The organism is Marinimicrobium sp. ARAG 43.8 (genome assembly GCF_050113635.1).
In the GTDB taxonomy this organism is placed as follows: Bacteria; Pseudomonadota; Gammaproteobacteria; order Pseudomonadales; family Cellvibrionaceae; genus Marinimicrobium.
Genome location: NZ_JBNJLT010000007.1, coordinates 74,404 through 101,187, shown reverse-complemented (window position 1 = coordinate 101,187; position 26,784 = coordinate 74,404). Strand labels below are relative to the sequence as shown.

The 26,784-nt window shown below is 56.8% G+C and carries 23 protein-coding genes; 7 read left to right on the top strand and 16 right to left on the bottom strand.

The features are described 5' to 3' along the window. Positions 1-28: 28 nt before the first annotated feature. The 5 genes from ACQCLF_RS13655 to pdxH form a co-directional block, all read right to left on the bottom strand. Positions 29-1,219, bottom strand: coding sequence for an NAD(P)/FAD-dependent oxidoreductase (locus ACQCLF_RS13655; protein WP_426988365.1), 1,191 nt, complete (start codon positions 1,217-1,219; stop codon positions 29-31). Beyond that, positions 1,215-1,736 (bottom strand): tRNA adenosine(34) deaminase TadA, encoded by a 522-nt coding sequence (tadA, locus tag ACQCLF_RS13650; RefSeq protein WP_426988203.1) that lies wholly within the window; start codon positions 1,734-1,736, stop codon positions 1,215-1,217. Before tadA ends, ACQCLF_RS13655 begins: the two co-directional genes overlap by 5 nt. After that, a complete protein-coding gene (locus tag ACQCLF_RS13645; RefSeq protein WP_426988201.1) occupies positions 1,733-2,002 on the bottom strand; it encodes a DUF1653 domain-containing protein in 270 nt (89 codons plus the stop codon). The genes tadA and ACQCLF_RS13645 overlap by 4 nt, the downstream gene beginning before the upstream one ends. 73 nt (positions 2,003-2,075) lie before the next feature. Then, positions 2,076-3,065 (bottom strand): NAD(P)H-quinone oxidoreductase, encoded by a 990-nt coding sequence (locus ACQCLF_RS13640; protein ID WP_426988199.1) that lies wholly within the window; start codon positions 3,063-3,065, stop codon positions 2,076-2,078. 2 nt (positions 3,066-3,067) lie between these two features. After that, a complete protein-coding gene (gene pdxH / locus ACQCLF_RS13635) occupies positions 3,068-3,706 on the bottom strand; it encodes a pyridoxamine 5'-phosphate oxidase (protein ID WP_426988363.1) in 639 nt (212 codons plus the stop codon). Between the two features lie 92 nt (positions 3,707-3,798). Between pdxH and mobA the strand changes: the two genes are divergently transcribed. The 3 genes from mobA (at position 3,799) to ACQCLF_RS13620 (ending at position 5,727) form a co-directional block, all read left to right on the top strand. Beyond that, positions 3,799-4,443: a molybdenum cofactor guanylyltransferase MobA gene (mobA, locus tag ACQCLF_RS13630; protein WP_426988197.1), complete on the top strand. Its 645-nt coding sequence runs from the start codon at positions 3,799-3,801 to the stop codon at positions 4,441-4,443. Between the two features lie 88 nt (positions 4,444-4,531). Further along, positions 4,532-5,293: a universal stress protein gene (locus ACQCLF_RS13625; RefSeq protein WP_426988195.1), complete on the top strand. Its 762-nt coding sequence runs from the start codon at positions 4,532-4,534 to the stop codon at positions 5,291-5,293. Positions 5,294-5,319: 26 nt separating this feature from the next. Next, positions 5,320-5,727, top strand: coding sequence for a VanZ family protein (locus ACQCLF_RS13620; protein ID WP_426988194.1), 408 nt, complete (start codon positions 5,320-5,322; stop codon positions 5,725-5,727). On the opposite strand, the gene ACQCLF_RS13615 is transcribed toward ACQCLF_RS13620, so the two are convergent. From ACQCLF_RS13615 to ACQCLF_RS13590, 6 genes are all read right to left on the bottom strand, one after another. Then, complete coding sequence (locus ACQCLF_RS13615) at positions 5,692-6,624, bottom strand: alpha/beta fold hydrolase (protein ID WP_426988361.1); 933 nt, start codon at positions 6,622-6,624, stop codon at positions 5,692-5,694. The two genes, ACQCLF_RS13620 and ACQCLF_RS13615, sit on opposite strands and share 36 nt — an antisense overlap. Before the next feature lie 145 nt (positions 6,625-6,769). Continuing rightward, positions 6,770-8,689 (bottom strand): pyruvate dehydrogenase complex dihydrolipoyllysine-residue acetyltransferase, encoded by a 1,920-nt coding sequence (gene aceF, locus ACQCLF_RS13610; protein WP_426988192.1) that lies wholly within the window; start codon positions 8,687-8,689, stop codon positions 6,770-6,772. A 68-nt stretch (positions 8,690-8,757) separates the two neighbouring features. Further along, positions 8,758-11,406, bottom strand: coding sequence for a pyruvate dehydrogenase (acetyl-transferring), homodimeric type (gene aceE / locus ACQCLF_RS13605; RefSeq protein WP_426988190.1), 2,649 nt, complete (start codon positions 11,404-11,406; stop codon positions 8,758-8,760). A gap of 192 nt (positions 11,407-11,598) precedes the next feature. Continuing rightward, a complete protein-coding gene (locus ACQCLF_RS13600; protein ID WP_426988188.1) occupies positions 11,599-14,457 on the bottom strand; it encodes an insulinase family protein in 2,859 nt (952 codons plus the stop codon). Then, entirely contained in the window at positions 14,457-15,563 is a 1,107-nt protein-coding gene (locus ACQCLF_RS13595; protein ID WP_426988186.1) for an AI-2E family transporter, read from the bottom strand. The genes ACQCLF_RS13600 and ACQCLF_RS13595 overlap by 1 nt, the downstream gene beginning before the upstream one ends. Before the next feature lie 37 nt (positions 15,564-15,600). Next, positions 15,601-15,852: a sulfurtransferase TusA family protein gene (locus ACQCLF_RS13590; protein ID WP_426988184.1), complete on the bottom strand. Its 252-nt coding sequence runs from the start codon at positions 15,850-15,852 to the stop codon at positions 15,601-15,603. Positions 15,853-16,067: 215 nt separating this feature from the next. Here ACQCLF_RS13590 and ACQCLF_RS13585 point away from each other — a divergent pair, with 215 nt between their 5' ends. Further along, the gene (locus ACQCLF_RS13585; protein ID WP_426988182.1) at positions 16,068-17,573 is read left to right on the top strand and encodes a M48 family metalloprotease; all 1,506 of its coding nucleotides are present in this window, start codon (positions 16,068-16,070) and stop codon (positions 17,571-17,573) included. An 8-nt stretch (positions 17,574-17,581) separates the two neighbouring features. Here the strand turns inward: ACQCLF_RS13585 and ACQCLF_RS13580 are convergent, their stop codons facing one another. The 4 genes from ACQCLF_RS13580 to ACQCLF_RS13565 form a co-directional block, all read right to left on the bottom strand. Further along, positions 17,582-20,794, bottom strand: a complete 3,213-nt coding sequence (locus tag ACQCLF_RS13580) for a sensor domain-containing protein (protein ID WP_426988180.1) — start codon at positions 20,792-20,794, stop codon at positions 17,582-17,584. A gap of 293 nt (positions 20,795-21,087) precedes the next feature. After that, entirely contained in the window at positions 21,088-21,303 is a 216-nt protein-coding gene (locus tag ACQCLF_RS13575) for a SlyX family protein (protein ID WP_426988178.1), read from the bottom strand. Beyond that, positions 21,300-22,478 carry a serine hydrolase domain-containing protein gene (locus ACQCLF_RS13570; RefSeq protein ID WP_426988176.1) on the bottom strand — a complete coding sequence of 393 codons (1,179 nt, stop codon included), beginning with the start codon at positions 22,476-22,478 and terminating at the stop codon, positions 21,300-21,302. The genes ACQCLF_RS13575 and ACQCLF_RS13570 overlap by 4 nt, the downstream gene beginning before the upstream one ends. Beyond that, the gene (locus ACQCLF_RS13565) at positions 22,471-22,878 is read right to left on the bottom strand and encodes a c-type cytochrome (protein ID WP_426988174.1); all 408 of its coding nucleotides are present in this window, start codon (positions 22,876-22,878) and stop codon (positions 22,471-22,473) included. Before ACQCLF_RS13565 ends, ACQCLF_RS13570 begins: the two co-directional genes overlap by 8 nt. Before the next feature lie 200 nt (positions 22,879-23,078). Between ACQCLF_RS13565 and yciH the strand changes: the two genes are divergently transcribed. The 3 genes from yciH to ACQCLF_RS13550 all read left to right on the top strand — a co-directional run bounded on the left by yciH (position 23,079) and on the right by ACQCLF_RS13550 (position 25,723). After that, positions 23,079-23,405: a stress response translation initiation inhibitor YciH gene (gene yciH, locus ACQCLF_RS13560; protein WP_426988172.1), complete on the top strand. Its 327-nt coding sequence runs from the start codon at positions 23,079-23,081 to the stop codon at positions 23,403-23,405. A gap of 146 nt (positions 23,406-23,551) precedes the next feature. After that, on the top strand, positions 23,552-24,091 hold the full coding sequence (locus tag ACQCLF_RS13555; RefSeq protein WP_426988170.1) for an energy transducer TonB: 540 nt from the start codon (positions 23,552-23,554) through the stop codon (positions 24,089-24,091). A 186-nt stretch (positions 24,092-24,277) separates the two neighbouring features. Then, positions 24,278-25,723, top strand: coding sequence for a catalase (locus tag ACQCLF_RS13550; protein WP_426988168.1), 1,446 nt, complete (start codon positions 24,278-24,280; stop codon positions 25,721-25,723). A gap of 100 nt (positions 25,724-25,823) precedes the next feature. On the opposite strand, the gene ACQCLF_RS13545 is transcribed toward ACQCLF_RS13550, so the two are convergent. Further along, the gene (locus tag ACQCLF_RS13545; RefSeq protein ID WP_426988166.1) at positions 25,824-26,774 is read right to left on the bottom strand and encodes an acetyl-CoA carboxylase carboxyltransferase subunit alpha; all 951 of its coding nucleotides are present in this window, start codon (positions 26,772-26,774) and stop codon (positions 25,824-25,826) included. Positions 26,775-26,784 lie beyond the last annotated feature (10 nt).

The following is a 26,784-nucleotide window of genomic DNA, read 5'->3' as shown; positions in this document are numbered from 1 at the left end:
GTTTTCTGTTTTAATTATTTCGGTTCAGCTACACATACTGTCCGGCACAATGACCACTCGCCCAGGCCCACTGGAAGTTATATCCGCCCAGCCACCCGGTCACATCCAGCACTTCACCGATAAAATATAAACCGGAAACCGTTTTGGCCTCAAAGGTTTTGGAGGAAATGGCATCGGTGTCTACACCGCCCCGCGTCACTTCGGCGGTGCGATAACCCTCGGTTCCCGGCGGCACCAGTTGCCAGCGATGAAAGCCCTCACACAAGGCCTGAAAATCGCTACGGCTCAGTTCCGGTAGGCTTTTTTGTCGTACGGCTTCCGGGAACAGGGGCAACTGCAGCCAGGCTTCTACAAACCGTTTGGGCAGGTGGTTCGCGAGTCGGTTCTTCAACGACGTCTTTTGGCCATCGTTCCGCCACTGTTCAAGCCACTCATCCAGCGCGTGTCCCGGCAAGAAATCAATACTGACCGCGCCGCCTTTTTGCCAGTAGTTGGAAATTTGCAAAATGGCCGGGCCACTAAGCCCACGGTGCGTAAACAGTAGGGACTCGGCAAAGGTTTGCTGGTCGACGGATACACTGACCGGCAACGAAACCCCGGACAGGGCTTTGGCCAGCTCCAGCCATTGCCCACGCAAGGTAAACGGCACCAATGCGGCGTCACGTTCGGTGATGGAAAGTCCGAACTGCTCAGCCACTTCGTAGCCAAAGCCTGTCGCACCCATGGTAGGAATCGACAAGCCACCCGTGGCAATGACCAGCGATTCGCATTGAAAACCGCCGTCGGTGGTGTGCACGTCAAAACCCGAGTCTGACTTTTCAATACGCTCAATGGAACAGCGCGTACGAATGTCCACCTGAGCCTGCCGACACTCGGATAAGAGGATATCCAGAATATCCCGGGATTTATGATCGCAAAACAATTGCCCCAGTGTTTTCTCGTGATACTCGAGTTGATGACGATGCACCAGCTCCAGAAAATCGTAGGGTGTGTAGCGACGTAGCGCCGAGATGCAAAAGTGCGGGTTCCGGGAGATGAAGTTTTCGGGACCGACAAAATAGTTGGTGAAGTTACAACGCCCACCACCGGACATCAGAATTTTTTTGCCTACCTTGTTCGCATGATCCAGCACGCAAACACGGCGTCCGCGCTGGCCAGCGGTGGCGGCGCACATTAGCCCGGCGGCGCCGCCACCGATGACCACACAATCCGTCTCAATCATCCAGCACTCCAGCCTGCTTGCGCGCTTTGGCCTGTGCACGACGCTCCCGAAAAAAGGTGGTCAGTTGTCGCTGGCATTCATCCGCCAACACGCCACCCTCCCAGGCCAGCGTGTGGTTGTAATACGGCGTCTGCGCCAGCTGATTCTGACTTTCCACCACCCCGGCTTTGGGCTCAGTGGTACCGTAAACCAGACGCTCCACGCGGGCGTGAATCATCGCACCCACGCACATGGTGCAAGGTTCAAGCGTCACGTACAACGTGGTACCCGGCAAGCGATAGTTCGCTCCGGAACGAGCGGCATTGCGCAGCGCTACAACTTCGGCATGGGCCGTGGGGTCGTGGGAGGAAATAGGCTGGTTAAACCCTTCTCCCAGCACCACACCGTCACGAACCAGCACAGCGCCCACGGGCACTTCACCCAGCAGCGTGGCCTCTTCGGCGAGCGTCAACGCGCGGCGCATCCATGTTTCATCGTCCGGGGAGACAGCCTGATCATTCTGAATACGATTCACTGCCCCGCCCACAGATTATCCTTCTCCATCGGCTCGATGTAGGCAAACCGGGCCACCGTTTCCCCCGCGACACTCACCGTGCTGGTAAACATGGCCATCGGTCGCACCCATAAGCTGAAGTCACCATAGAGACAACGGTACACCACCATGCGCTCTCCGGTTTCACTGTGCGTGGCCACGCCGAGGACTTGATAATCCTTACCTTTGTAATGGCGATAACGGCCGGGTTTGAGTGCATCCGTTGCACCGTCTGATGCGGGTTTCATAGGTGAATCTCCAGCGCGGGGCGAAAATGGGGTTGGGTCGTGAGAAGGCACCGCGGCAACTCACGAACGGGCCTCAGGGCAACAGCAGTATTTTACCAATCAACTGGTTGGATTCCATTAATTCGTGGGCCTGTGGTGCCTCCACTAAGGAAAACCGGTGATTAATCAGCGGGCGGATTCGTCCCAGTGCAATAAGCGGCCAGACCCGCTGCTCGAGTTCACGCGCTATCGCGGCCTTTGTGTCGGCACTCTGCGCCCGCAGCGTCGAACCTGTCAGGGTTAAACGCTTGAGCAGCAAAGGGGTAAAATCCACCTTCGCTTCGCTGCTTTGCAGATACGCGATATTGACAATGCGCCCCTCCGGGGCTGCCGCTTTTAGATTGCGCTGAATATAATCTCCACCCACCATATCCAGAATAACGTCCGCTCCGCGGCCGTCCGTAAACGCCTTGACCTCTTCAACAAACTCTTCATCGCGATAATGAATGGCTCTATCGGCGCCAAGCTTACGGCACGCGTCGCACTTTTCCCGACTGCCGGCAGTCACTATCACCGTGTGATCCAGTGCTTTGGCCAGTTGAATAGCGGTGGTACCAATACCGCTGGCACCACCGTGAACCAGCAGGGTTTCCCCGGGCTGCAGGCGCGCCCGTTGCCACAGGTTATGCCATACGGTGAACAGCGTCTCAGGCAACGCCGCCGCATCCACCAGGTCCATACCTTTTGGCACGGGCAGGCACTGCCGCGCGGGGGCGACGACATGATCGGCGTAACCGCCGCCGTTGACGAGCGCACAGATCTCATCCCCCTGTCGCCACCGTTCGACGTTCTCCCCGACATGTACCACCGTGCCTGACACCTCGAGGCCCAGCACGGGTGAAGCATCGTCCGGCGGCGGGTAGAGCCCACGGCGCTGTAACACATCCGGCCGATTGACACCGCAGGCCGCCACCCGTATCAGGACCTCATCAGGCCCCGGAGCGGGTTTAGCGGCTTCACATAACATCATCACTTTCGGACCGCCCGGTCCCTCGCAATGAATAAAACGCATGTTGGAATCCATCGTCACGGCTCCAATCGGTCGATGGACCAATTGCCATCGTTTAGCCGGTTGTATTCAAAACGGTCGTGCAGCCGATGCGCCCCGCCCTGCCAAAACTCAACCTGATGCGGCTCGATGCGATAGCCACCCCAGAACGCCGGGAGTGGAATGTCCTCGCCGCTAAAACGTTGTTCTACCTCCCGGTATTGCGCCATTAGCGCATCGCGCGACTCAATGGGTCGGCTCTGATGAGAGGCCCAGGCCGCCAGTTGACTCTCTCTGGGACGACGATGGAAATAATGGGCGGATTCCTCGTCCGTCAAGCGCTTCACCGTGCCACAGACATCCACTTGACGTTCAAGCACGTGCCACGGAAAGTGCAGGCTGACGCGGGCGTTAGTGGCCAGCTCCCGCGCCTTGCGACTGCCGTAGTTGGTGTAAAACACAAACCCTTTCTCATCCATCCCTTTCAACAACACGATACGTTGCGACGGCTGGCCGTCGGGCGTCGCTGTAGCGAGTACCATGGCGGTGGGATCGGGGATTTGCGCTTCAACTGCCTGCGCCATCCAGACTTCAAACTGTTCGATCGGGGTGGCACTGAGATCTTCCAGGTTCAAACCTCCGCGCAGATACTCTCGGCGCAGACTTTGCAAATCCAGAGACATGATAAAACTCCCACGTTATCGGCGCTTACCGCGTACAGTAATGATACGTATACTACTGGTAAAAGTGCATGGCGTTAACCTTAAACATGACAGACTCCCCTACCATTATTGGTTTGGTACTTGCCGGTGGCCGGGCACGACGCCTCGACGGGATCGACAAATGCCTGATAACGTTTGGCGGTGCATCCCTGTTGGAGCACATCCATCGATGTGCCCTGCCCCAGGTCGAGACGTTATGGCTGAACGCCAATGGCGACCCGGAGCGCTTCGCACATTTCGCACATACAGGTCTGGCAGGTCTGGAAATCGTTCCCGATCAGTTTCCGAACTACCCAGGTCCATTGGCCGGCGTGCACGCCGGACTGCAGCACATGGCCCAGACACGGCCCGAGGCGCAATGGCTCGCCAGCTTTGCCGGCGATACCCCCTGGTTTCCCGACACACTGGTGGCGACATTGTACGCCGCTGTACGCGAGACCAAAGCGCCGGTGGCCTTTGCGTGTGACGCAGAGGGCGGCCACCCGACATTCGCGCTTTGGCACCGCTCCCTGGCATCTCGCATTGAGAAGACATTGGCCAGCGCACAGCACCCCAGACTGAGCGACTGGATCGTGCAGCACGGAGGGCTGGGTATTCCCGTCGCCGCCAGCCCGGGGGATTTCTTCAACATTAACTCGCCGGACGATCTTCAGCGTGCGAAAGAATTGATGACTCATCCAGACGAGGGTTAATCCGACATCGCCAAGGCTGTGTTTCAAAGCGACAGCATACCGGGTTACCATACGCCATTGGTCGACACCGCTTCCCGGAGAGCCCCCCATGCATGACAAGGTTATTGCCTGCGTTGACGAGTCCCCGTACGCCGACGCTGTGTGCGATTATGCGAGCTGGGCCGCCAAGAGGCTGGGCGCTCCCATCAGCGTATTACACAGCGACGCTCACTCAGGCAGCGAAGCGACCGACCACACCCGGCAACAAAGCGTTCAGGACGCTCAACAGCGTTTGGAAAGCCAGGGGTTTCAGGCCGACGTCATTCCCCACGAAGGTGAACTGGAAACCGCTGTGGCTGCACTGGAAACCGACATCCGATTGCTGGTGATGGGCAAACGCGGTTCGGCCTCCGCCAGTGAGCACGGTCACACGGGTAAGCATCTGGAAAAGACGATCCGCGCTGTGCATCGACCGGTTCTCGTGACCACACAGCAATTTACCGCCCCCAGTGCCGTTATGATCGCTTTCGATGGGGGCCTCTCCGCGTGCAAAGCAGTGGATTTGATCGCCCGCAGTCCGTTGCTTCAGGGGCTGCCCATTCACGTGGTCACGGTCGACGCCGATGTCGATGGAACGCGGACCCCGCTTGCCCAGGCCCGGGATCAGTTATGTGAGGCCGGTTTTGAAACCTATTCCACTATTCTGGCCGGGGAACCGGAGGACGTGCTGGATAGCTATCGGCTCACCCATAACATCGACTTAATGGTAATGGGCGCTTTCGGTCAGTCTCCGTTGCGGCACAGCCTGCTGGGCAGCACGACCTCCGCGGTATTACGCAACACCCATATCTCCACTCTGGTTTTTCGATAACGGTTCGATAACGGAAGTTTTTACGTATGACGCCGACATTCACTCTATGGTGGCGCCATCTGTGCCGCTGGCAGTTCGTTGTGTTGTTGTTGATTTACACGTATTTAGGCCTCACCACCAGCAGCGGCCCTCACATCCCGCAGTACAATGACAAGGTGATGCATTTCATCGGCTACGCCGTGGCCGGGCTGTCCATCACGTTCGCGCTGCCTTCCCAACACGGGTGGCAGCGCCTGATGTGGCTCGTGGTATTTTCCACGGCCATTGAGGTGGGCCAGCACTTTAACCCTCCCCGGATGTTCAGCCTCGGCGACATAGCGGCCAACCTGGCCGGGGCGCTGCTGGGATTAGCCCTGATGGGGGCGCTGCGTCGCTGGCTGCCTCACTTGAGCCACTGTTTAATCAACGGCTCGGCGCCCGAACGTACTGAGTAAAAAATCGGCGACCGCATCCGCTGCGGGTTGCAACCAGGGGTCAAACAACCAAAACGTATGCGGCGTGTGATCAAATCGTTGTACGTCATAGGGGATGCCCAGCGGTTTCATTCGGGCAATCATTTCATCCCGCCCCACACTGAAACGCTCTCTTGCACTGTTCAGAAAGAAGATCGGCGGCATCCCTTCATGCACATAAAAAATGGGAGATCCCTTATGCCAGCGCTCACGCTGCTCCGCATAGCGACCACCAAACCAGGCACCCGCCGAGGAAGGGTTTTTACGGGGGGCGTCCTCGTATTTTCGTGCCTCTTCTGAGGTAAAATCCGACAGCCCGTCGATATTGACGATTGCCTGAACATCGCTGGATATCTCACTATTCGTCTGTTGTGGATCAAAATACGCCTGACCCGCTGTAACGCCCGTCAGGCTGGCTATCTGCCCTCCTGCTGAGGCGCCACCCACCGCAATCTGCTCCGGGTCCACGCCGTAATGGGCGGCATTTTTTCTTAACCAGCGAATGGCTGCTTTGGTGTCGTGGATGGCGGCGGGAAATGGTGCTTCTGGAGCAAGACGGTAGCTGATCGTCGCGGCGACGACGCCCCGCTCCGCCAGCGCTATCGCCAGCGGTGTCAGGTTCTCCCGGTAGCCCGCGCGCCAGCCTCCACCATGCACCAGCACAATCGCAGGGTGCAAACCGTTATCGCGGACCGGACGGTACAAATCCAGTTGCAGAGCTCTGCGGCCATACTGCACGTACTTGAGATTGCGTTCGGCCAACACACCTTCCGGCACGGCGCGGCTGGCTATTTCGATGAAGGGGAATTCTTGGACTTCTTTGCGGTAGGTATTTTCCGCTGTGTAGGTATTTTCATACGCAACCGGGGGCTCCGTCATCAAAGGCTGAGAACACCCCGCTACGGCCAAACAAATAATTAATATCCCGTTACGCATAGACTCTCTCATATAATTTTAAGCAGCAACAAAAAGACCGGCAAATGCCGGTCTTTTTGTGGAACACGAGATTACGCCGAAAACCTTATCAGAGCAGTAGACGACGCACATCGGCAAGCACACCGGCCAGATAGGTAAAGAAGCGGCCTGCATCCGCACCGTTAATGGCACGATGATCGTAGGACAGTGAAATCGGCAGCATATTACGCGGCACGAATTCACTACCATTCCACACCGGCTTCATCTGAGCGCGAGACACACCGAGAATACCTACTTCAGGTGAGTTCACAATCGGAGTGAAGCCGCTACCACCCATGGCACCAAGGCTGGAAATCGTAAAGCAACCGCCCTGCATTTCCGCCGCGGTCAACTTGCCGTCGCGCGCTTTTTTGGCAATGGCTGTCACTTCGTCCGCCAGTTCCCACAAACCCTTCTGGTCCACGTCACGGATAACAGGAACTACCAGGCCGTTCGGAGTATCCACTGCCATACCGATATGGAAGTATTTTTTCTGAACGATCTGTTCACCATCGTGATGCAGAGACACATTAAAGCTGGGCTCCGCCTGCAGCGCCGCAGCAGCGGCTTTAATCAGGAAGGGCAGCGGCGTCAACTTGGTGCCACGTTTTTCCGCCTCGACTTTCAGGCCTTTGCGGAACGCTTCCAGCTCGGTGATATCAATATCGTCCCACTGGGTTACATGGGGCACATTCAGCCAGTTGCGGGTCATGTTGTCCGCAGTCAGCTTTTTGATTTTGCTCATTTTGACGGTTTCAATCTCGCCAAACTTGCTGAAATCAATCGGCGGTACGCGGGGAATAGCTCCGCCACCCGCTACAGCTCCACCGGACGACTGAGCGGTCGTCACAATATTTTTCACATAGCTGCGCACATCGTCTTTGGTAAGGCGACCTCGAGGCCCCGAACCCTTGACCTTGGCCAGATCCACACCGAGTTGACGACCCAGCTTACGTACCGCAGGACCGGCGTACACATCACCGCTGTTGATCACTTGCTCGTTAGCAGCCGTTGCTGTGGCCGGAGAACCTGAAGCCGTCTGAGGTGCGGCGGATTCTGTTTTGGCAGGCGCTGCGGCACTGGCTGATTCAGACTTGGACTCCGACGCAGCGGGTGCCCCTGCAGTTTCCATGACGCCAATTTTGTCGCCCTGCGAAACTTTATCGCCTTCTTTCACCGCAATGCTGACCACCTTGCCCGACACCGGAGCCGGAATTTCCATGGACGCCTTGTCAGTTTCCAGCACGATCAGAGTATCACCTTCGTTGATCTCATCACCGGCTTTGACGCTCACTTCGATCACTTCCACACCTTCGGCACCACCGATATCCGGCACCGGAATATCCTGCTCACCACCGCCTTGCGAGGCAGGGGCTTGCTGGGGCTGGGTGCTGGATTCCGATGGGCTCGGGGCGCTTTCATCATCACTGGTTTGCATTTTGCCGATCAGGTCACCTTCAGACACTTTATCGCCTTCTTTTAACGCGATATTGCTGATGGTGCCGCTAAACGGTGACGGAATTTCCATGGACGCCTTGTCGGTTTCAAGCACAATCAACGTATCGCCTTCGCTCACTTCATCGCCAGCTTTGACGTTGATTTCGATCACTTCCACGCCTTCTGAACCGCCGATATCCGGTACCGGGATATCGCGTTCGGCGCTGCCTTGACTCGTGGTCTTGGCGGCGCTGTCCTGCGCTGGCGACGCTTGCTTGGGCGCGTCCTCCTTAGGGCTCTCGGAACTGGCTTCACCGTCGAGTTCCAGTTCCACAATCGCGGAACCTTCGGACACCTTATCGCCTTCCTTCACCAGGATGGAAGCAATCTTGCCCGCTTTCGGGCAGGGAATGTCCATGGACGCCTTATCGGTTTCCAGGACCAGCAGGGTATCTTCAGCCGAGACGGTGTCCCCCACCGACACACTGATTTCAATGACTTCAACATCTTCGGAGCCGCCGATATCGGGGACTTTGATGGTTTCTGTGGCCACAGTAACTCCTCACTCAGATTCTTGGTGTTCGACCCAGGGCTCCAGGGATCACCCGGAGCCCGAGCGCGTTAAACGGTCTGGGGGTCGGCCTTGTCCGGGTCAATGCCAAACTGTTTGATGGCTTTGCTGACCACATCGGCTTTCACTTTGCCCTGGTCCGCCAGGGACTTGAGCGCGGCAATCACCACAAAGTGGCGGTCCACCTCGAAGAAATGGCGCAGCTTTTGACGGCTGTCACTGCGACCAAACCCGTCTGTACCCAGCACGGTGTAATCAGCCGGAATGTACGGACGCAGTTGTTCAGCGTAGTTTTTCATATAGTCGGTAGCAATAATGACCGGACCGTCCTGGCCTTCCAACTGTTCGGTAACATACGCTTTACGCGGTGTCTCGGTCGGGTGCAGCAAATTCCAGCGAGCGGCGCTCTGACCGTCGCGGGTCAGTTCGTTGACGCTGGGCACACTCCACACATCGGCTTCGACACTGAAGTCCTTACGCAGGATTTCGGCCGCGGCACGCACTTCATTCAGGATGGTGCCAGAGCCCAGCAACTGCACGCGGTTTTTCTTCTTGCTGGTGCCTTTTTCCAGCAGGTAGATCCCTTTGATGATGCCCTCTTCGGCCCCTTTCGGCATGTCCGGGTGCTCGTAGTTTTCATTCATCAGGGTGATATAGTAGTAGCAGTTTTCCTTGTCCTGATACATGCGCTTCAGGCCATGCTGCACGACCACCGCCACTTCATAGGAGAAGGTCGGGTCGTAAGTGCGGCAGTTCGGGATGGTATTGGCCAGAATATGGCTGTGACCGTCCTGGTGCTGCAGACCTTCGCCGTTCAGCGTGGTGCGACCGGCGGTACCACCGAGCAGGAAGCCGCGCGCCTGGGCATCGCCTGCCAGCCAGGCCAGATCGCCAATACGCTGGAAGCCGAACATCGAGTAGTAGATGTAGAACGGCAACAGCGGTTGCTGGTGATTGCTGTACGAAGTAGCGGCGGCGATCCACGAGGACATGGAGCCAGCTTCGTTAATCCCTTCTTCGAGGATCTGACCTTTTTGATCCTCTTTGTAATACATGATCTGGCCAGCGTCTTGCGGCGTGTATTTCTGCCCTTCTGCCGAGTAGATACCGATCTGGCGGAACATGCCTTCCATACCGAACGTACGCGCTTCATCAGGCACGATGGGCACGACTTTATCGCCCACTTTTTTGTCCTTGATCAGCGTGTTCAACACCCGGACAAACGCCATGGTAGTGGAGATTTCGCGACCATTGGTGCCTTCCAATTGCTTGGCGAAGGCGTCCAGCGCTGGAATTTCCAACGCTTCGAAATCGGACTTGCGCGACGGCAGGTAACCGTTCAGTTCCTTGCGACGCTCCTGGAGATACTGCATCTCGGGGCTGTCGTCGGCGGGACGGTAGTAGGGGATTTTTTCGAGATCTTTGTCTTCAATGGGAATATTGAAGCGGTCGCGGAAGGTCTTGAGGGCTTCGATATCGAGTTTCTTCACTTGGTGCGCGTTGTTCACTGCCTCACCCGTGGGGCCCATGCCATAACCTTTCACGGTTTGTGCCAGAATCACGGTGGGCTGCCCTTTGGTATTCACGGCATTGTGATAGGCGTTGTACACCTTGTGCGAATCATGCCCGCCGCGAGCCAGGTGCAGAATTTCATCGTCGGTCATGTCTTTGACCAGCTCGAGCAATTCCGGATATTTGCCGAAGAAATGCTCGCGCGTGTAAGCGCCGCCGTTGGCTTTGAAGTTTTGCATTTCGCCATCGAGCACTTCGTCCATGCGCTTCTGCAACAAACCGGTGGTGTCTTTCTCCAGCAGTTTGTCCCACTGACCGCCCCAGAGGACTTTGAGGACGTTCCAGCCGGCGCCGCGGAATACACCTTCAAGCTCTTGTACGATTTTGCCATTACCCCGCACTGGGCCATCCAGGCGCTGCAGGTTACAGTTAATGACGAAAATCAGGTTGTCGAGCTTCTCCCGACCCGCGAGGGAAATCGCCCCCAGGCTTTCCGGCTCATCACACTCACCGTCGCCCAGGAACGCCCAGATTTTGCGATCACCTTTCTCGATCAGCTCGCGCTGATCCAGGTAGCGCATTACGTGCGCCTGATAGATGGCACCAATCGGGCCAAGACCCATAGACACGGTGGGGAACTGCCAATAGTCCGGCATCAACCAGGGGTGTGGGTAGGAAGACAACCCTTTGCCGTCCACTTCACGGCGGAAATTGTTGAGTTGATCTTCCGTCAAGCGCCCTTCTACAAAAGAGCGCGCGTACATACCCGGCGAACTGTGACCCTGGAAGTACACCAGATCGCCAGGACCGTTTTCGTTGCCGCGGAAAAAGTGATTAAACCCGACTTCATACAGCGTAGCGGCTGAGGAGAAGGAGGCAATATGGCCACCGAGCTCATCGGCGTTTTTGTTCGCACGAACCACCATGGCAATGGCGTTCCAGCGGATAATCGAACGGATATTGCGCTCGATCTTGGCATCGCCAGGGCTCGGCACTTCCTTGGCAACCGGAATTGTGTTGCGGTAAGGGGTGGTGATCGCCGAGGGCTGATCAATACCGTGGTCAACCGCATTCTCTGACAGTTGCTTCAGAAGGAATGCAGCGCGCTCTCTGCCAGCGTGACGAACAACTGACTCAAGGGCATCCAGCCATTCTCTGGTTTCGAGGGCATCGATATCTTCTTGCATTAAATTCTCCTCAGCCGTGCACGCATTGGCACATCTAATCGTTGCATTCAATCAATAGGAAATTGAAAACAGGTGTCTCTGCACCGCCATAGAGCCCTTGTGTGGGATGTTATATAGGGTTATGGCCAGTATCGGTAGAGCCGAAAAATCAGCGAATTCTTACATATTCACGCCTTTTTTGCCAGCCCGGGCTCAAGGGTAAACCAGGAGCTCCAACGCTTTGTGGTAGGAGGAAATATCCTCCGCACGTCGCGCCTCCGGGGCGTCTTCGCCCCGATCAGTGACCAGCCATAGCCTGCGAGAGGTGTCGCCGAATACCTTTTGATAATAGGCGAGCACCGACGCTTCCGTGACTTGCTCCACAGCTTGAGCCAGCCGTTCGCGCCGATCAAAACTCAGATCATCCATTACCAGGCTCTCCCAGTAACGGGCTGACTGCTGATACAGCGTCTTGGCGGGCTCTCTCAATTCCCTGATTAACGCCTCTTTCTGGGAGGCCAGTCCATCCTTAAGGTGTTGATCGCCCTCATCCAGGAACGCTGACATCTCACGCCACAAGCGGTCGCTGTCCGCCGATGGGGATTGTACCACCAGGGCCGTCCCCTCTTGATCCTTCAGCGGCAGCGCAAACAGAGTGGCTATATACCCCAACTGCTTACGAGTGCGCAACTCGTGAAAGAAAGCTGGGCTCAGCAGACGACGCACCACCTGCATGTGCGCCACATCCTCCAGCTGGCCCGTCAGGCCCTGAACATAGAGCATGGTCACGCTGTCCTGATGGTCGAGCGGGCGTTCGTAAACCCAGGGTTTGCCGTCCTCGTGTTTCAGGCGATACACCTGTGCCGGAGGCATTTTCTGACGGGTAATGTCACCCAGGAGCTGATGTTCAAGGTAAGCCGACAAGCGCACCGCTTCCTGTCGATAGAGATTGCCGTAAAGCAGCACATCCAGCTGCGCATCCTTCAGCAGACCGTCGGCAAATTCGTGCAGCGCCTTGAGATCGGTCCCTTCCAGGGCCGACAACTTATCCCGGCCCAGCCAGTAGGGGGAAAAGTGCAGACGCGGAATATTACGGGCAATGACGCCGTATGGCGTATCCAACTCTTCGTTGCGCCACTGACGTTCCAGCGTGCGCTTGAGATCATCGAACCGGTCCTGCTCGAACCGGCCTTTGCGCAGGACTTCCACGATGCGGGTTAACAGTAGATTCTGGCGACTGCTGTACCCGAAAATTTCAATATCCAGACCACGGGTATTGGGCTGCAACGAGAAGTCCAGGCCAGCGATCTGAGCCGGATAGGCAAACTCATTGAGCTGATCCCGCACCAGCGCCGACAACAGCTCCGCCCGCGCCGCTCCCGCCGCACTGGCCGCTACCGCAGGCAGTTTGAGCCGCAGGCGCATACTGGTTTTGGGCACGTTAAACTGGCGATCCCACTGGAACCAGACGTGAATACGCTCTTTGTTGATAACGGCTTCCGGTCGCTCGCCGCCATGATCCCGACGACTCCCTGGTCCCGGCAACAGCGGGGCTTCTTTCACCGCGAGGCGAGTGGGGATGAAATCGTTGGGCTTGGGGAGCACGAGTCGTCTCTGGATGCGCGGCTTGATATCGGGCACGGCGGCGGGCTGCTCAACCACTTTATAGGGAGCGTTATAATACGGAGAAAGCTGGTCGCCCTCGACATTGGGCGCCACCAGGCTGACCAGCACGTTATCGGAGCTCAGATAACCGAGGTAACGCTTGATGCGCCGCGCTTCATAGCCCTTATACAGGAAGTCACCGCGCAGCACGTCCTGCGGGGCGTAGAGGTGCATCCGGTGGGACAGGCCACGGACGGTATCAATGGGCGAACGCACCTCCTGAAAGCGAAAATCAATGCTGCCCATCTGCTGCAATTCATTATAACGCCATTCATCCAGCCCACGGGTTTCGATATTCCGGAGCATATAGAACACCAACGCCACAATCTGGTCGGCCGCGCGAACACCGAGCTCTGTCAGATCAATGGAGGCCTGAAAAATTTCCCCGTGACGGTCACGGTGGCGCGCGCCCGCGCTGAGCCCCTCGGCCCACCCCAGCTCTTTAAGCAAAGACAGGAGGCTCCCCTCCCCCTCATGGCCCAACAAATGACCGATGTAGGAAAGGGGCTTGCGGCTGTAGTCCTCCGGGTCTCTCGGCAGGGGGAACAGCAGAGACAGGCGGCGCAGCTCTTTCTCGGGCTTGATATTCACCCGCATCGGCAGCCGCCCTTTGCCAAACAGAGGCGCGTAGCTTTTAGGCAGAGAGACCTCCCTTTTGGGCACCGCTTTAAAGCGCTCGGTCACCATCTTCTGCAATTCATCCAGCGACTCTCGTCCTACCACCGCCAGCGCCATCAGGTGGGCCGAATAATAGCGGTTATAGAAGGCCAGCAGGTCCTCCCGCAAGGGCTGCTCTTCACTGTCCGTCAATGTGGCCAGGTTGCCCACCGCGAACCGCCCGGCCGGGTGAGCCGGGTTCATCAGCACCTGATAGACATCCTGTACACGGCGCGCATCGTCCTGCAACCGTGCCTTGAACTCGGATTCAACCGCGAAACGCTCGCGCTCGACGTATTCAGGATTGAACAGCGGTGCGATAAAAAACTGGGAGAACCGGTCCAGCGCCGGCTCCAGATAATCGGGGTCAATATCAAAAAAATAATTGGTATTTTCCGGCGCAGTGAAGGCATTGTGCTGCCCGCCGTGCTGACTGATAAAGGCCGGGTATTCGCCCGCTTCGGGGTACTTTTCAGTGCCCAAAAACAGCATATGTTCCAGGAAATGAGCCAGCCCCGGACGATCCAGCGGATTTTGGTGACTGCCAATATTCACATCGAGGGACGCGGCGGCCTTCTCGGCCTGCGGATCAGAGATCAGCAGCACCTCCAGACCGTTTTCCAGCGTCAAATACCGGTAATCCCGGTGGTCGATTTCCCCTTTCTCGGGAGCCAGTGCCCACGCGCCACTGGCCATCAATAGACAGCCGAGCACCAGCCACCAGCGCATATGCCTTACATCTAACCGCATTATGCCTCGCTTTGCTCGTTACCTTGGGGTGACGACTCATGGTGTCCGTGTGCTTCCTGAACACCGATTGGCCAAGCGTAAAGAATCGCCTTCACCAGCGTCGCCAGAGGAATGGCGAAAAATACGCCCCAAAAGCCCCAAAGTCCACCAAAAACCAATACCGCCAGAATAATCGCCACCGGATGCAGGTTCACGGCTTCAGAAAACAACAACGGCACCAGCACGTTGCCATCCAGCGCCTGGAGTACACCGTAGGCCAGCAGCAGGTACACGAATTCTGGCCCCCAACCCCACTGAAACAGCCCCACCAACGCCACGGGAATAGTCGCCACTGCCGCCCCTATGTAGGGCACCAGCACCGATAAACCGACGGCTATCGCCAGCAAGGCACTGTAGTTGAGGCCGAACAGGACAAAGACTACGTAGGCAGAACTCCCCACGATCACGATTTCAATCACCTTGCCACGCACGTAGTTGGCAATTTGCTGGTTCATTTCCTGCCAGATTTTGGTCATCAGGGTCCGTTTTTCCGGAAGAAACCCGCCAAACCAGCTCAAAATGGCCTTACTGTCCAGCAAAAAGAAGAACACCAGAATCGGAACCAGAACGAAATAAACCAGCACCGTGGCCAATATCGGCAGGTTGGACACCGAAAAGCTGACGATGTACTGCCCGACATAACTCAGCTCCGTGCTGGTAATCGACATCATCTGCTCCACCTGGGTTTCGCTGATCAGGCTGGGGTAGCGTTCGGGCAGCAGCAACATTAATTCCTGCCACTCCCGTAACATGCGGGGCAGCTCGGTAAAAAACCGCGTGGATTGCTGCCAGATAACCGGCAGCAATCCCAGTAAAATGGCCAGCATACCCGCCAGAAGCACCGAGAAGGTGACGCCCACGGCGAACCAGTGGGGCATTCCCCAGTGCTTGAGGCGAGTCACCATGCCCTGCATCAAAAAGGCGATGATGACACTGGCGATCATAGGCGCCAGGACAGAGCCCAGCGTCAGGATCACCACCAGGCCGGCAGCCAGTAACACCAATAGCAGTACGGCCTCTTCATCGGAGAGGTAGCGATCGGACCAGCGACGAATAATTTTCAGCATAAATGTCCGTTTAATCGGCTTGAAAGCGACACTTCGGTCAGGATTTTAGCAAAATATACTCATAAACACCGCCCGAATCCTCGTTGCGGGCCAACGCCAGCCCGGCGAGTTCGGCGTAGCTTTGGAAATCGCGCACAGAGCCGCGGTCGGTGGCCAGTATTCGCACGGCTTCTCCCGGGGCCGACTCTCGCAGCGCCTGCTTGGCTTTTAACAGCGGCATGGGGCAACGCAACTCCCGGGCGTCCACTTCACGAACGACAAAGCGCTCCAAATCTGACAGCCTTTTCATCGCACTGCCTGACGGCCTGGCTGAACCGTCGCCCCCGCAAACGGTCTGACACAGTGAATCGGCTTCCTGGCCGGGATAATCGATTCGCCAGCTGGCGCCGAGACCATTCTGGACGCTACACTATCGCTTGCGACGACATGAACACCGGAGTGCATACTAACGTGAAACATGCGGTTACTCTCGTTTTGAAGCCGGGCATTTTGAGGTCGGGCGCCTTGAAACTGGGCGCTTTACGTCTGGGCGTTTTCAGCCTGTGGCTACTGGCCACCAGTGGTGTCGCAGCCAACAGCAGCAACCGGGAGCTGCAATTACCTGTACTGGGCGACACCAGCTCAGCTATCAGCTCTCCGTATCAGGAACAACAACTAGGTCGTGAAGCCCTGCGATTCTACCGCAGCCAGATGCCTACGTCCTCCGATTATCAGGTGGTTCAGTATCTGGAAAATCTGATGGGCCAGCTGGCTCCCCACAGCGACCTGGCCGACCCTGCCGCACTGCAAATGGTGGTGATCGAAAACCCGACTATCAATGCGTTTGCCGCGCCCGGCGGCATTATCGGCGTGAACACCGGCCTGCTCAACTACGCCGAGAACGAGGACCAGCTCGCCTCGGTGTTGGCCCACGAACTGGCCCACCTTAGCCAGCGTCACTATGCCCGACGTCAACAACAGCAGCAACAGATGAGCGTCCCCTATTACGCGGCGCTACTGGGCAGTCTGATTTTGGCCGCCACTTCCGGCTCCGATGCGGGAATGGCAGCCATTATGAGTACGCAGGCGGCAGCTCTGGACGCCCAATTGCGCTTCAGTCGGCAGTTTGAGCAAGAGGCGGACCGGCTGGGCATGCAGACACTGGCCCGAGCCGGTATGGACCCCAACGCCGCCGGCGACATTTTCGAGATCATGTTGCGCGCCACGCGCTACACGGAACGCCCACCAGAATTCCTGCTCACCCACCCTGTTACCGAGCGTCGAATCGCCGATACCCGCAACCGGGCCATGAACCTCCCGTCACCGGCGCATGCCGGTAACCTCGAGTACCACTTGATGCGCGCACGCATCAAAGTGGACCACGAACGCTCACCCCAAGTGGCTGTACAACGATTTCGAGATCAGCTGGCAGCGTCGGAAGGTCGCGCCACGGAAAGCACCCCGAAAAGTGCCAGTGAAAGCGCCAATCGCTACGGGTTGGCATTGGCACAGGTACGTTCCGGTCAGTTCGATGAGGCCGAGACCACTCTGGAGCCGCTGCTGGATGCAGAACCCGAGCGCGTCACCTATCAGTTGCTGGCGGCGGAGCTGGACACCGAGCGCGGTCACCATGAAGCGGCACTCTCGCGGCTGAATCGCTTATACGAAGACGAGCCCGACAATTACGCCATTACCATGCGTTATGCGCTGGCCTTGATGAAAGCCAATCGTTTTGAACAAAGTACGCGCTTGCTAAGCCGTTTTTCCCGCCAGCGCCAGAGTGATCCAGAGGTATGGTATTGGCTGGCAGAGGTCAGCGGTCTCGCGGGGGATATTCAGCAGGTCCATGAAGCTCGAGCCGAATATTTTATTCAGGTGGGCGCTTATCGCCAGGCACTTCAACAGCTACAAAACGCTCTCAAACGGACTGACGATGACAGTACTCACGCGCGCATTCTGATCCGGGAACGGATCAAGCAAGTTGAGGAAATGCAACGCACAGCAGCGCGGCTGGGGCTGTCATCACGCTAAAAGCAGCACTAATGACTCACTGGTGCCGCACGAGCCCGCTCAACCCAGGGGGACTCGGCCAACCAGTGGTTTAAGGCGTCGGCGGGAATGGGGCGGGCGATATGGTAACCCTGCGCCAAATCGCACCCCATTTGCTTTAAACGCTGTAGCAGCGCTTCCGACTCCACGCCTTCCGCCACTACATTCAGCCCCAGGTTGTGCGCCAGGTGAATGGTGGAGTTGACGATGATCTCATCCTGCTCATCATCCAGCATTTGCCGAACAAAAGAGAAATCGATTTTCAACGTTTGCACAGGTAAACGCTTGAGGTAAGCCAGGGAAGAATAGCCCGTACCAAAGTCGTCAATGGAAAGGCAAACGCCCAGCGAATGCAACCGTTCAAGGTTGGTCATCGCCCGACGCGGATCTGTCATAATGGAGCTTTCCGTAATTTCCAGCTCCAGCGCCCAGTGCGGCAACCCATACTCTCTCAAGAGGATTTCCACTTTTCTGGGCAACGTGTCATCCAGCAGGCTTCGAGCCGAGAGATTAACCGCGACGCTTAACGGATAACCGGCTTCATGCCAGTCGCAGCAGGCCCGCACACTCTCCTCCAAGACCCAAGCCGTGAGCGGATGAATCAGATTGGTATTTTCAGCAATTGGGATAAATTCAGCCGGAGAAATATTGCCCTCTATCGGATGCTCCCAGCGAAGCAAGGCCTCCAGACCATAACACCGTCGGTGAGTCAGCTCTATTTTTGGCTGAAAGTGCAGGCGCAGCTGTTGCTCACGAATACTTCGCCCCAATTCGTTCATCAACGACAGTCTTTTGGGCGAGTGAGGGTCTTTCTCGCCATTGTAGAGCGCTACGCCGGTCATATCACTTTTGGCACAGTACATGGCGACGTCGGCGTAACGCATTAACGTACTGATATCGCGAGCCTGAGTCGGCGCGATGACAATGCCAATACTGGCGCTGATTTCAGTCGCATAACCGCCGACGATAAACTCATTACGCAACGCATCCAGAACGCGGTGGCCGAACACCAGTGCCTGGCGCTGGTGGCGAATGGTCGGCAGAAAAATGGCAAACTCATCGCCACCGAGTCGAGCCACCACTCCCGAGAACTCCGACATCTCACTGTTCAAACGGGGGCCAATTTGTCGCAGCAGTTGATCGCCCACCTGATGCCCCAAGGTGTCGTTAATTTCCTTGAACCGATCAAGGTCGATCAACAACAGGGCGGCGGTTCGCCCTTCGGGCTTGCGCAGCCAGGCGTCCATTTCACGGTACAGCAGCGTGCGATTGGGCAAATGGGTCAACGCATCGTGCGTGGCCTGGTACTCCAGGCGCTCTTCGTAACGTTTGCGTGCCGTGATGTCCTTGCTGGTACCCCACACGCGGCACAGGCAGCCGTCTTCCACTTCACCCACGCAGGATATCTGAAAATGAATATCCCGGCCTCGCGGATCTCGTCGTATTAATTCGTAATCCACCAACTGATAATCGTTGGCGACGAACTGATGCACATCAAAATGATAAACGTGTGAACCCGTATCGCTCAGGCCCGACCCCAGCAATGCTTCAAGCGATGAAGCTCCAAACGTCTGAGCCAGCCGCCTATTACCCTCCCGCAAGCGGGCTCTCTCCACAATCGCGGCCTGTTGCTGTTCCGGCGGCAACTCAACCGGCACGGGCGGTTCCATGTCATAACGCCAGATGGCTTCAGCACTGTTGGCGATGAAGGCCCGGTAGCGAGCCTCGCTTTGTGCCAGCGCCTGCTCCCGAATCACGTTCTCGGTAATGTCATTCATGACCAGTAGCACACCACTGACCTCGCCAAGATTGTTCTTGGTAGGAATCTTGTCGACTGAAAACCAGTGGCGTGCACCCTGCAATTGAGCAGACTCCACCGAGTGCAGCTGCGACTCGCCGGAGCGCACCACCTGCATCAATTCGCGCTGTCGCTCTGCCGGGTCATCCCACTCGGGTGATATCTCCAAAAAACTGCACCCGCGGCCAAGGGCGGTGCCAAGATATTCTTTAGCCAGCGCATTAAAGTCCTTGACGACGCCCCAGCGGTCAAAATAGCAGATAGCCGCCCGCATTGAATTGAGCAACAGGCGCAGCTCTTGCCTTTGGTCATGAAAATGGCGCTCACTGGTTTTCTGCCGGGTGATATCCGTCATAATCTGACCGATACCTTGGATGCTGTCATCCTGTGCTTTCACCGGGAAGCGTACACAAAGAAAGGTATGCTCTCGCCCTTCCGGGCTTGGCAGGCATTCCTCACTTTCCGAAACACACTGCTCTCGCAGCACTTTCAGCTCCCCGGCGCGAAAGCGTTCCGCCAGCGGTTTCGGAAACAGTTGCACATCGGTGCAACCACACACCTCTTCGGCATCCCGACCCAGCCATCGCGCCAGGCCATCATTGACCAAAAGGTAGCGACCCTCCACCGATTTGACCGACACCAGGTTCTGAGTGTTATTGATCAGGCTATAAAGCATCTGATCGCGATGCTGCAATGCTTCAGGCGCTGGCTGTTCGCCACTGCAATCCTGACATTGTGCGAGCACGCGGGTGACGTCTCCGCGTCGATCGCGCAGCGGTAAAAAGCTCAATTTGATGGGCAGAAACTGCTCACCCTGAAGGCGGTTGCGGTGCAGGTGGGACAGCGGATACTGGAATTCGAAACTATGAATCTCACCCAGTTCAAAAACACGCCGGGCTCTCTTTGCGGCCTCCGGACGGTTTTTCCAAATGGGATCTTTCAATACGTGATAGCGGCCTATGCCCTTAGTAAGCCGACGAGGTGTGAGGCGCACCATCTGTTCCAGCGCCTCGTTATACTCCAGCAACACACCATCGGAATCTGTGACAAAACAGGGAATGGGGCTTTCGGAGAACAATCGGGACAGCAGGCTCTGGAGTGCTTCAGGACCAGGGTTTGCCAGCCAGTGTTTTGCTTGCACCACAGCGCCGACAAACTGCTGCGCATCATCTTCCACCACGAGACGCCCGATAAAACGCAGTCGCGGCTGGCTGGCCAGACCCGCCAGGCAGACCTCACAGGAGGCAGGCTCACTGGAGGTACGATCAAACGCAAAGGTTTTCTGGAACAGGTATTGATCGGCAGGTGGCATGAGTGCCAGTAATTGCGCTTCTTCGGCGATGGTGCCCAGCTCAGGCAGCCACTCGTAGAGGGGCTCTGACAGCGTCACTTGTCGCGTGCGCACCTTCAATTTCCACAGCGCAATCCCGGACGCATCGAGAGCTTCCCCAACCAGATCGGGGTCAGAAAAGAGGTGAGAACAGCTGAACCGCCTCAGTTGGTTTGAGTCTCCCTGCCTCATGATTAGATGGGGCCAATCCTGTCGTTGTAGTATGGGATGACCCAAGTTTAGCCGATAAATCTGAAAAAACTGTAAAAAAGAGTAAATTTTGACGCCAATATTCCGTCACTCAACACGTCCCTTCACTTCCGCTGCTCCCGCTATATACTCTGGTGCTTGCGTTACTACGAGTGTTATCAGTAATGCGGCGGCTTCTCTGACGCCGGTGCCGCTGGCGGCGAGTCCATTTCATTCCGCAAATCCCGATAAGTACCCGCCAGAGCCCGGATCTGCTGTTCCAGCCGGTCAATGTGCAGCGCCTGGCTCGCCACCACGGCATTCAATTCCATTAACGTCTGCTCCTGAAACGCCAGGCGCGACTGCAGATCTTCAATCGCATGATCGTTCGTCATAAGGTATCTCCCAGCACTGTATAAAGCGCATCTATTAATCGTTGAGGCCTGGAATCAATCAGCAGGCTCGGGCCCATACGACCGGTCACATAGCCAAAACCAATGCCGTAATCGGGGTCGGCAAAGCCCAGACAACCTCCAGCGCCGGGGTGTCCGAAGGCACCTCGTCCGCGCCCAAAGCGACAATCATCACGCTTTTGGGACAACATGAAGCCGTGACCAAATCGAAGCGGTAAACCCAGGACACGATCATCCTCGAAGGTTAGCTCCTGAGCGCACAGTGCAATCATGTCCTCGGACAGCAACCGAGCATTCGCCGCCTGCCCACCGTTAGCCAGTGCGCCATAAATGGCCGCCAGGTCCGTCGCACTGGCATAACCATTGGCAGCGGGAATCTCGGCGGCGCGCCAGGCCTCGCTGTTGCTGGCCGTCAGCAGCGACACCGGATTGCTGAACGCCTGATTGGTCACACCACGAGGATCCGCTTTCATGATTTTGCCCAGCGACTGACTGTCGGCGCCGTTACTGGGTAGCCCCAGCCCACGTTTTAATGGTCGAGAGTCCGCCACGGGCGCGTCTCCCGCAGCACCAAAAGTAAGGCCCAGACCCAATGGCCTGGCGATACTCGTCTCAACCCAGTCTGAAAATCGCTCCACGCCAGCGGCCCGTCGCACCACTTCACCCAGCGCCCAGCCAAACAGAAAAGGCGAGTAGCCCTGGGCTGAATCCGGAGTCCACCAGGGCCGTGCGGCTTCGACACGAGCCGTCATGTCATTCCAGTCAAAAATGGCCGCTTCCGGCGCACGCTCTTGCAACGCGGACAGTCCGGAACGGTGACTAAGTAGCATGCGCACCGTAATGTCCTGCTTGCCGGCCTGAGCGAATGCCGGCCATAGATCGGACACGGGCTGATCCAGAGACAGATGACCGGCCTCCACCAGCTGCAATACCGCCAGGGCCACGACGCCCTTGCTGGCAGAAAACAGATTGACGCGGGTATTCTCCTGCCAGGGTGTACCGGGCGTCGACTCCCCGGCCCACAGGCGGATCACAGGCTTGCCAGCGCGATACACCGTCAGCGCCGCCGCCTCTTCTCCCGCTTCTCGTATGTTCTGTCGGAACGACTCGACGACGGGCTCCCAACGAGCTTTCCAATGGCCCTTTACTTCACTCATTGCCGGCCTCACGAGTCGCAAAGTAAGCACTGAGAACGGCAATCGCCTCGTCATCAAGGTTTCGCGCAATAGAGGACATCATGGGGTTATCCCGTTCGCCACTGCGAAACGCGTGCAGTTGCTCGGCAAGGTATGAACGATCCAGCCCGGCGAGCGACGGATAGGACTCTACTCGTGAGCGCCCCTCCGGCCCGTGGCACCCAATGCACATACGAGCCTGCTGGCGGCCCTGTTCAATACGCCGCTCTTCAGGCGAGGCGGCGATTTGCTGTTCCTCACCGGCCTGGCGGGCACTCTCACCACAGCCTGCCAGCAGCAGGGGCATCCCTAACGGAATGAGTGTGAGCGCAAATCGCCGGTAAAACGTATCGTCTCTGAATTCCCTCAAGGCTTGTTTCACAGCAGCATCATCTCCTCAGGGCTGATTTTTGAACCGTCAGCATCGCGGCGCTATTCAATCTTGCGACGCTATGCGCAATTCACCTTCTGATCAATGCAGCGGATTCTATCACCAAGGCTTGGTATCATGCCGACTTTGACGCATTGCCTGTCGATCATCTCCGGCCAGACAACACCGGGGGAAAGGAGGAGCAAACCGCCATGAGCAAAAACAGTCGCCTGGTTTATTCAACAGAGACCGGTCGCATCAAACCTCAAGAACCCGCCTCCACGCCGCGTCCATCAGGAGATGGCATCGTCCGCCTACACCGTGAGACCAAGGGCCGGGGCGGCAAGGCGGTAACGCTGATAACAGGTGTACCGCTCGAGGATGACGCCCTTAAATCACTGGCCAAAACGTTAAAGCAGTTATGTGGCGTAGGGGGAGCCCTGAAAGACGGCGTCATCACCATCCAGGGCGACCAGCGCGACAAACTTAAGCCCGAGCTGGAGAAGCGAGGGTTCATTGTAAAAATCGCTGGCGGTTAACCACCGATCCTGACGCGGAATGGAGACGACGGTGGCGCCCGTCTCTCGGATAACCCAGGTCATGCAAATGGCTCAACTCTTGCAAGAGCAGGCGTTAAGGGCGAGCACTGGCCCGCCAACGTCAAGTTTACGTCATTGAGGAACCCATGTTGGATACCGGCATTTACATCGAGCTGCTGGACACCGCTCTCAAGGTCGCTCTAGGCGCCTGTATCGCCTGGGTCGCCGGGTGGTGGGTGATGCGCCGCAACGCGGTAGTCGGCAGCCGCTCGCCCCGTGAAAACCGCAAATTAACTCACCTCGAAGCTATTTCCAGCCAGGTGGGCCAAGTGACGCACACGTTCGCCAAATATTCGTCACTGGCTTCCGAGTCCGTTCAATTTGGCGAGCGCTGGCCCGCCGAACGAAAAAATGAGCTGGACACGATCAGTGCCGATTTAGTCAACGAATTTAAAGGGCTCGCCGACGCCGAAGCCAAACTATTAATGCTGGGGGAAAAAAATCTGGAACGGAGTCTGCGCCTATATGGCAGCCACATCGCCCTCTTTCGCAAACAGGTGTATGTGGGTCGCGCGGATATCAGTCTGGAGCAAATCGCCGCCCTGAAAAAGGACATTGCCCGCGCCAGAGAAAAGTTTTATGACCTGCTCAGCACCAAGTATGATCGACTGTTAAGCAATCGCTGATCATCACGCGCCAGGGACCTGGCATTCATAGCCAGCACTTATTAAGACCGTGTAAACCTATAAAAACGATAAAAAGTCCCAATTGGCCACTTTGCCCCCACCCGTCTAGTCTTATCAAGGTAATCCTTAGTGACGCATACAACGTAGACTTCGCTCAAGCAACCAGATAAGCAAAGGGAGAACACCATGACCGACAAAAAGAAGCCCGTATTGACGACCTCGGCAGGCGCACCCGTTGGCGACAACCAAAACAGTCTGACCGCTGGGCCAAAAGGGCCACTTTTGGTTCAAGATTATCAGCTCATTGAGAAGCTGGCGCACCAAAACCGCGAACGTATTCCGGAACGCACGGTACACGCCAAAGGCTGGGGTGCCTACGGTACTCTCACCATTACCAACGATATTTCCAAGTACACCAAAGCGAAACTGTTTGGCGAAGTCGGCAAGCAGACGCCGATGCTGGCTCGTTTTTCCACCGTCGCCGGTGAGCAGGGTGCAGCGGATGCCGAACGTGATGTTCGCGGCTTCGCGCTCAAGTTCTATACCGAAGAAGGTAACTGGGATCTGGTGGGCAACAACACCCCGGTATTTTTTGTGCGTGATCCCTACAAGTTTCCCGACTTCATCCACACTCAAAAGCGCCACCCGAAAACCAATCTGCGCTCTCCCACTGCCATGTGGGACTTCTGGTCACTGTCTCCCGAGTCCATACACCAGGTCACCATATTGATGTCCGATCGCGGTTTACCCACCGATGTTCGACACATGAATGGCTACGGCAGTCACACCTTCAGTTTTATCAATAGCGACAATGAGCGCTTCTGGGTCAAATTCCACTTCAAAACCGTGCAGGGCCATCGACACTGGACCAACGAGGAAGCGGAAAAAGTCGTGGGACAAACCCGGGAGTCGACGCAAGAGGATCTGTTCGGTGCTCTGGAGAAAGGCGAGTACCCGAAATGGCGCATGTGTGTGCAGATAATGCCCGAGAAAGACGCCGAGAAGACCGCCTACAACCCGTTCGATTTAACCAAGGTGTGGCCGCACGGCGACTACCCGTTGATCGACGTCGGCGTTCTGGAGCTGAACCGCAACCCCGACAATTACTTCGCTGAGATTGAGCAGGCGGCTTTCTCACCGTCCAACATCGTGCCAGGCATCGGTTTCTCACCGGACAAAATGTTACAGGCCCGGATATTTTCCTACGCCGATGCTCACCGCCACCGGTTGGGCACGCATTATGAGGCCCTGCCGGTCAATACCCCCAAGTGTCCGGTTCACACCTATCACAAAGATGGGCAAATGAACTTCATGCCCAACCATCCCAATCCGGATGCGTATTACGAACCAAACTCGTTCAATGGGCCGGTGGAAAAACCCGATGTTCTGGAGCCGCCCCTGAAGATCAGCGGCGACGCTGACCGTTACAATCATCGCGAAGGCAATGATGACTACAGCCAGCCACGCGCCCTGTTCGAGCTGTTTGACGAAGGGCAACGGCAGCGGTTGTTCAACAACATCGCCGGTGCCATGCAGGGCGTACCGGACTTTATCATCGAACGCCAGCTTGGACATTTCGAGCAAGTACACCCCGAGTACGCCGCCGGGGTGCGGGCCGCCCTGAAACAGTAAGCCGGACCATCGTGCGGATGAGCCCATGGATGGGGCCCATAAAAAAACCCCGCTCGTTTGGAAGCGGGGTTTTTTTATGGAGCCATTGACGCGTCAGCGATCAGGGATTGCCATAGCTCATCAAACGCTCGTAACGACGCTCGAGCAATGTATCGATGGGCTCCCCCTCAAGGCGGTCCAATTGCGCCGCCAGACGCTCTTTAAGCTTGCTCGCCATACCGTCCATATCGCGGTGAGCACCACCCAGTGGCTCGGGAATCGTTTCGTCCACAATACCCAGCTCTTCCAGTACGGTGGAGGTAACCCCCATGGCTTCCGCGGCCTGTGGTGCCTTGGCCACGGTTTTCCAGATAATATTGGCGCAACCTTCCGGGGAAATCACGAAATAGGTGGAATACTGCAGCATATTCAGCTGATCCCCTACCCCGATGGCCAGAGCACCGCCGGACGAGCCCTCGCCAATGACGGTGCAGATAATGGGAGTGCGCAACCGCGACATCACCGCCAGATTCTGGGCAATGGATTCACTGATGCCGCGCTCCTCGGAATCGATGCCGGGATAGGCTCCGGGGGTATCAATCAGTGTCAGTACCGGTAGCTTGAAGCGCTCGGCCATTTCCATCAGGCGCAGGGCCTTGCGGTAACCCTCAGGGCGCGGCATGCCAAAATTGCGATACACTTTGTCATTGACGCTCCGACCTTTCTCCTCGCCGATCACCATCACCGGCTTGTCGCCCAGGCGGGCCACACCACCGATAATGGCGTGGTCATCGCCAAAGTGGCGGTCGCCGTGCAGTTCATCCCAGTCGGTAAAAAGACGTTTGATATAGTCCGAGGTGTAGGGACGGTGCGGGTGACGCGCTACCTGCACCACCTGCCAGGGTGTGAGCTGCGCATAGATACTTTCGGTCAGCTTAGTGCTTTTTTCCCGAAGTTTGGCGATTTCCTCGGCAATATTGAGGTCGTTATCACTACCCACCAGCTGAAGTTCCTCGATTTTTCCTTCGAGTTCGGCGATGGGCTGTTCAAATTCCAGATAGTTCAGGTTCATAGTCGGCTTT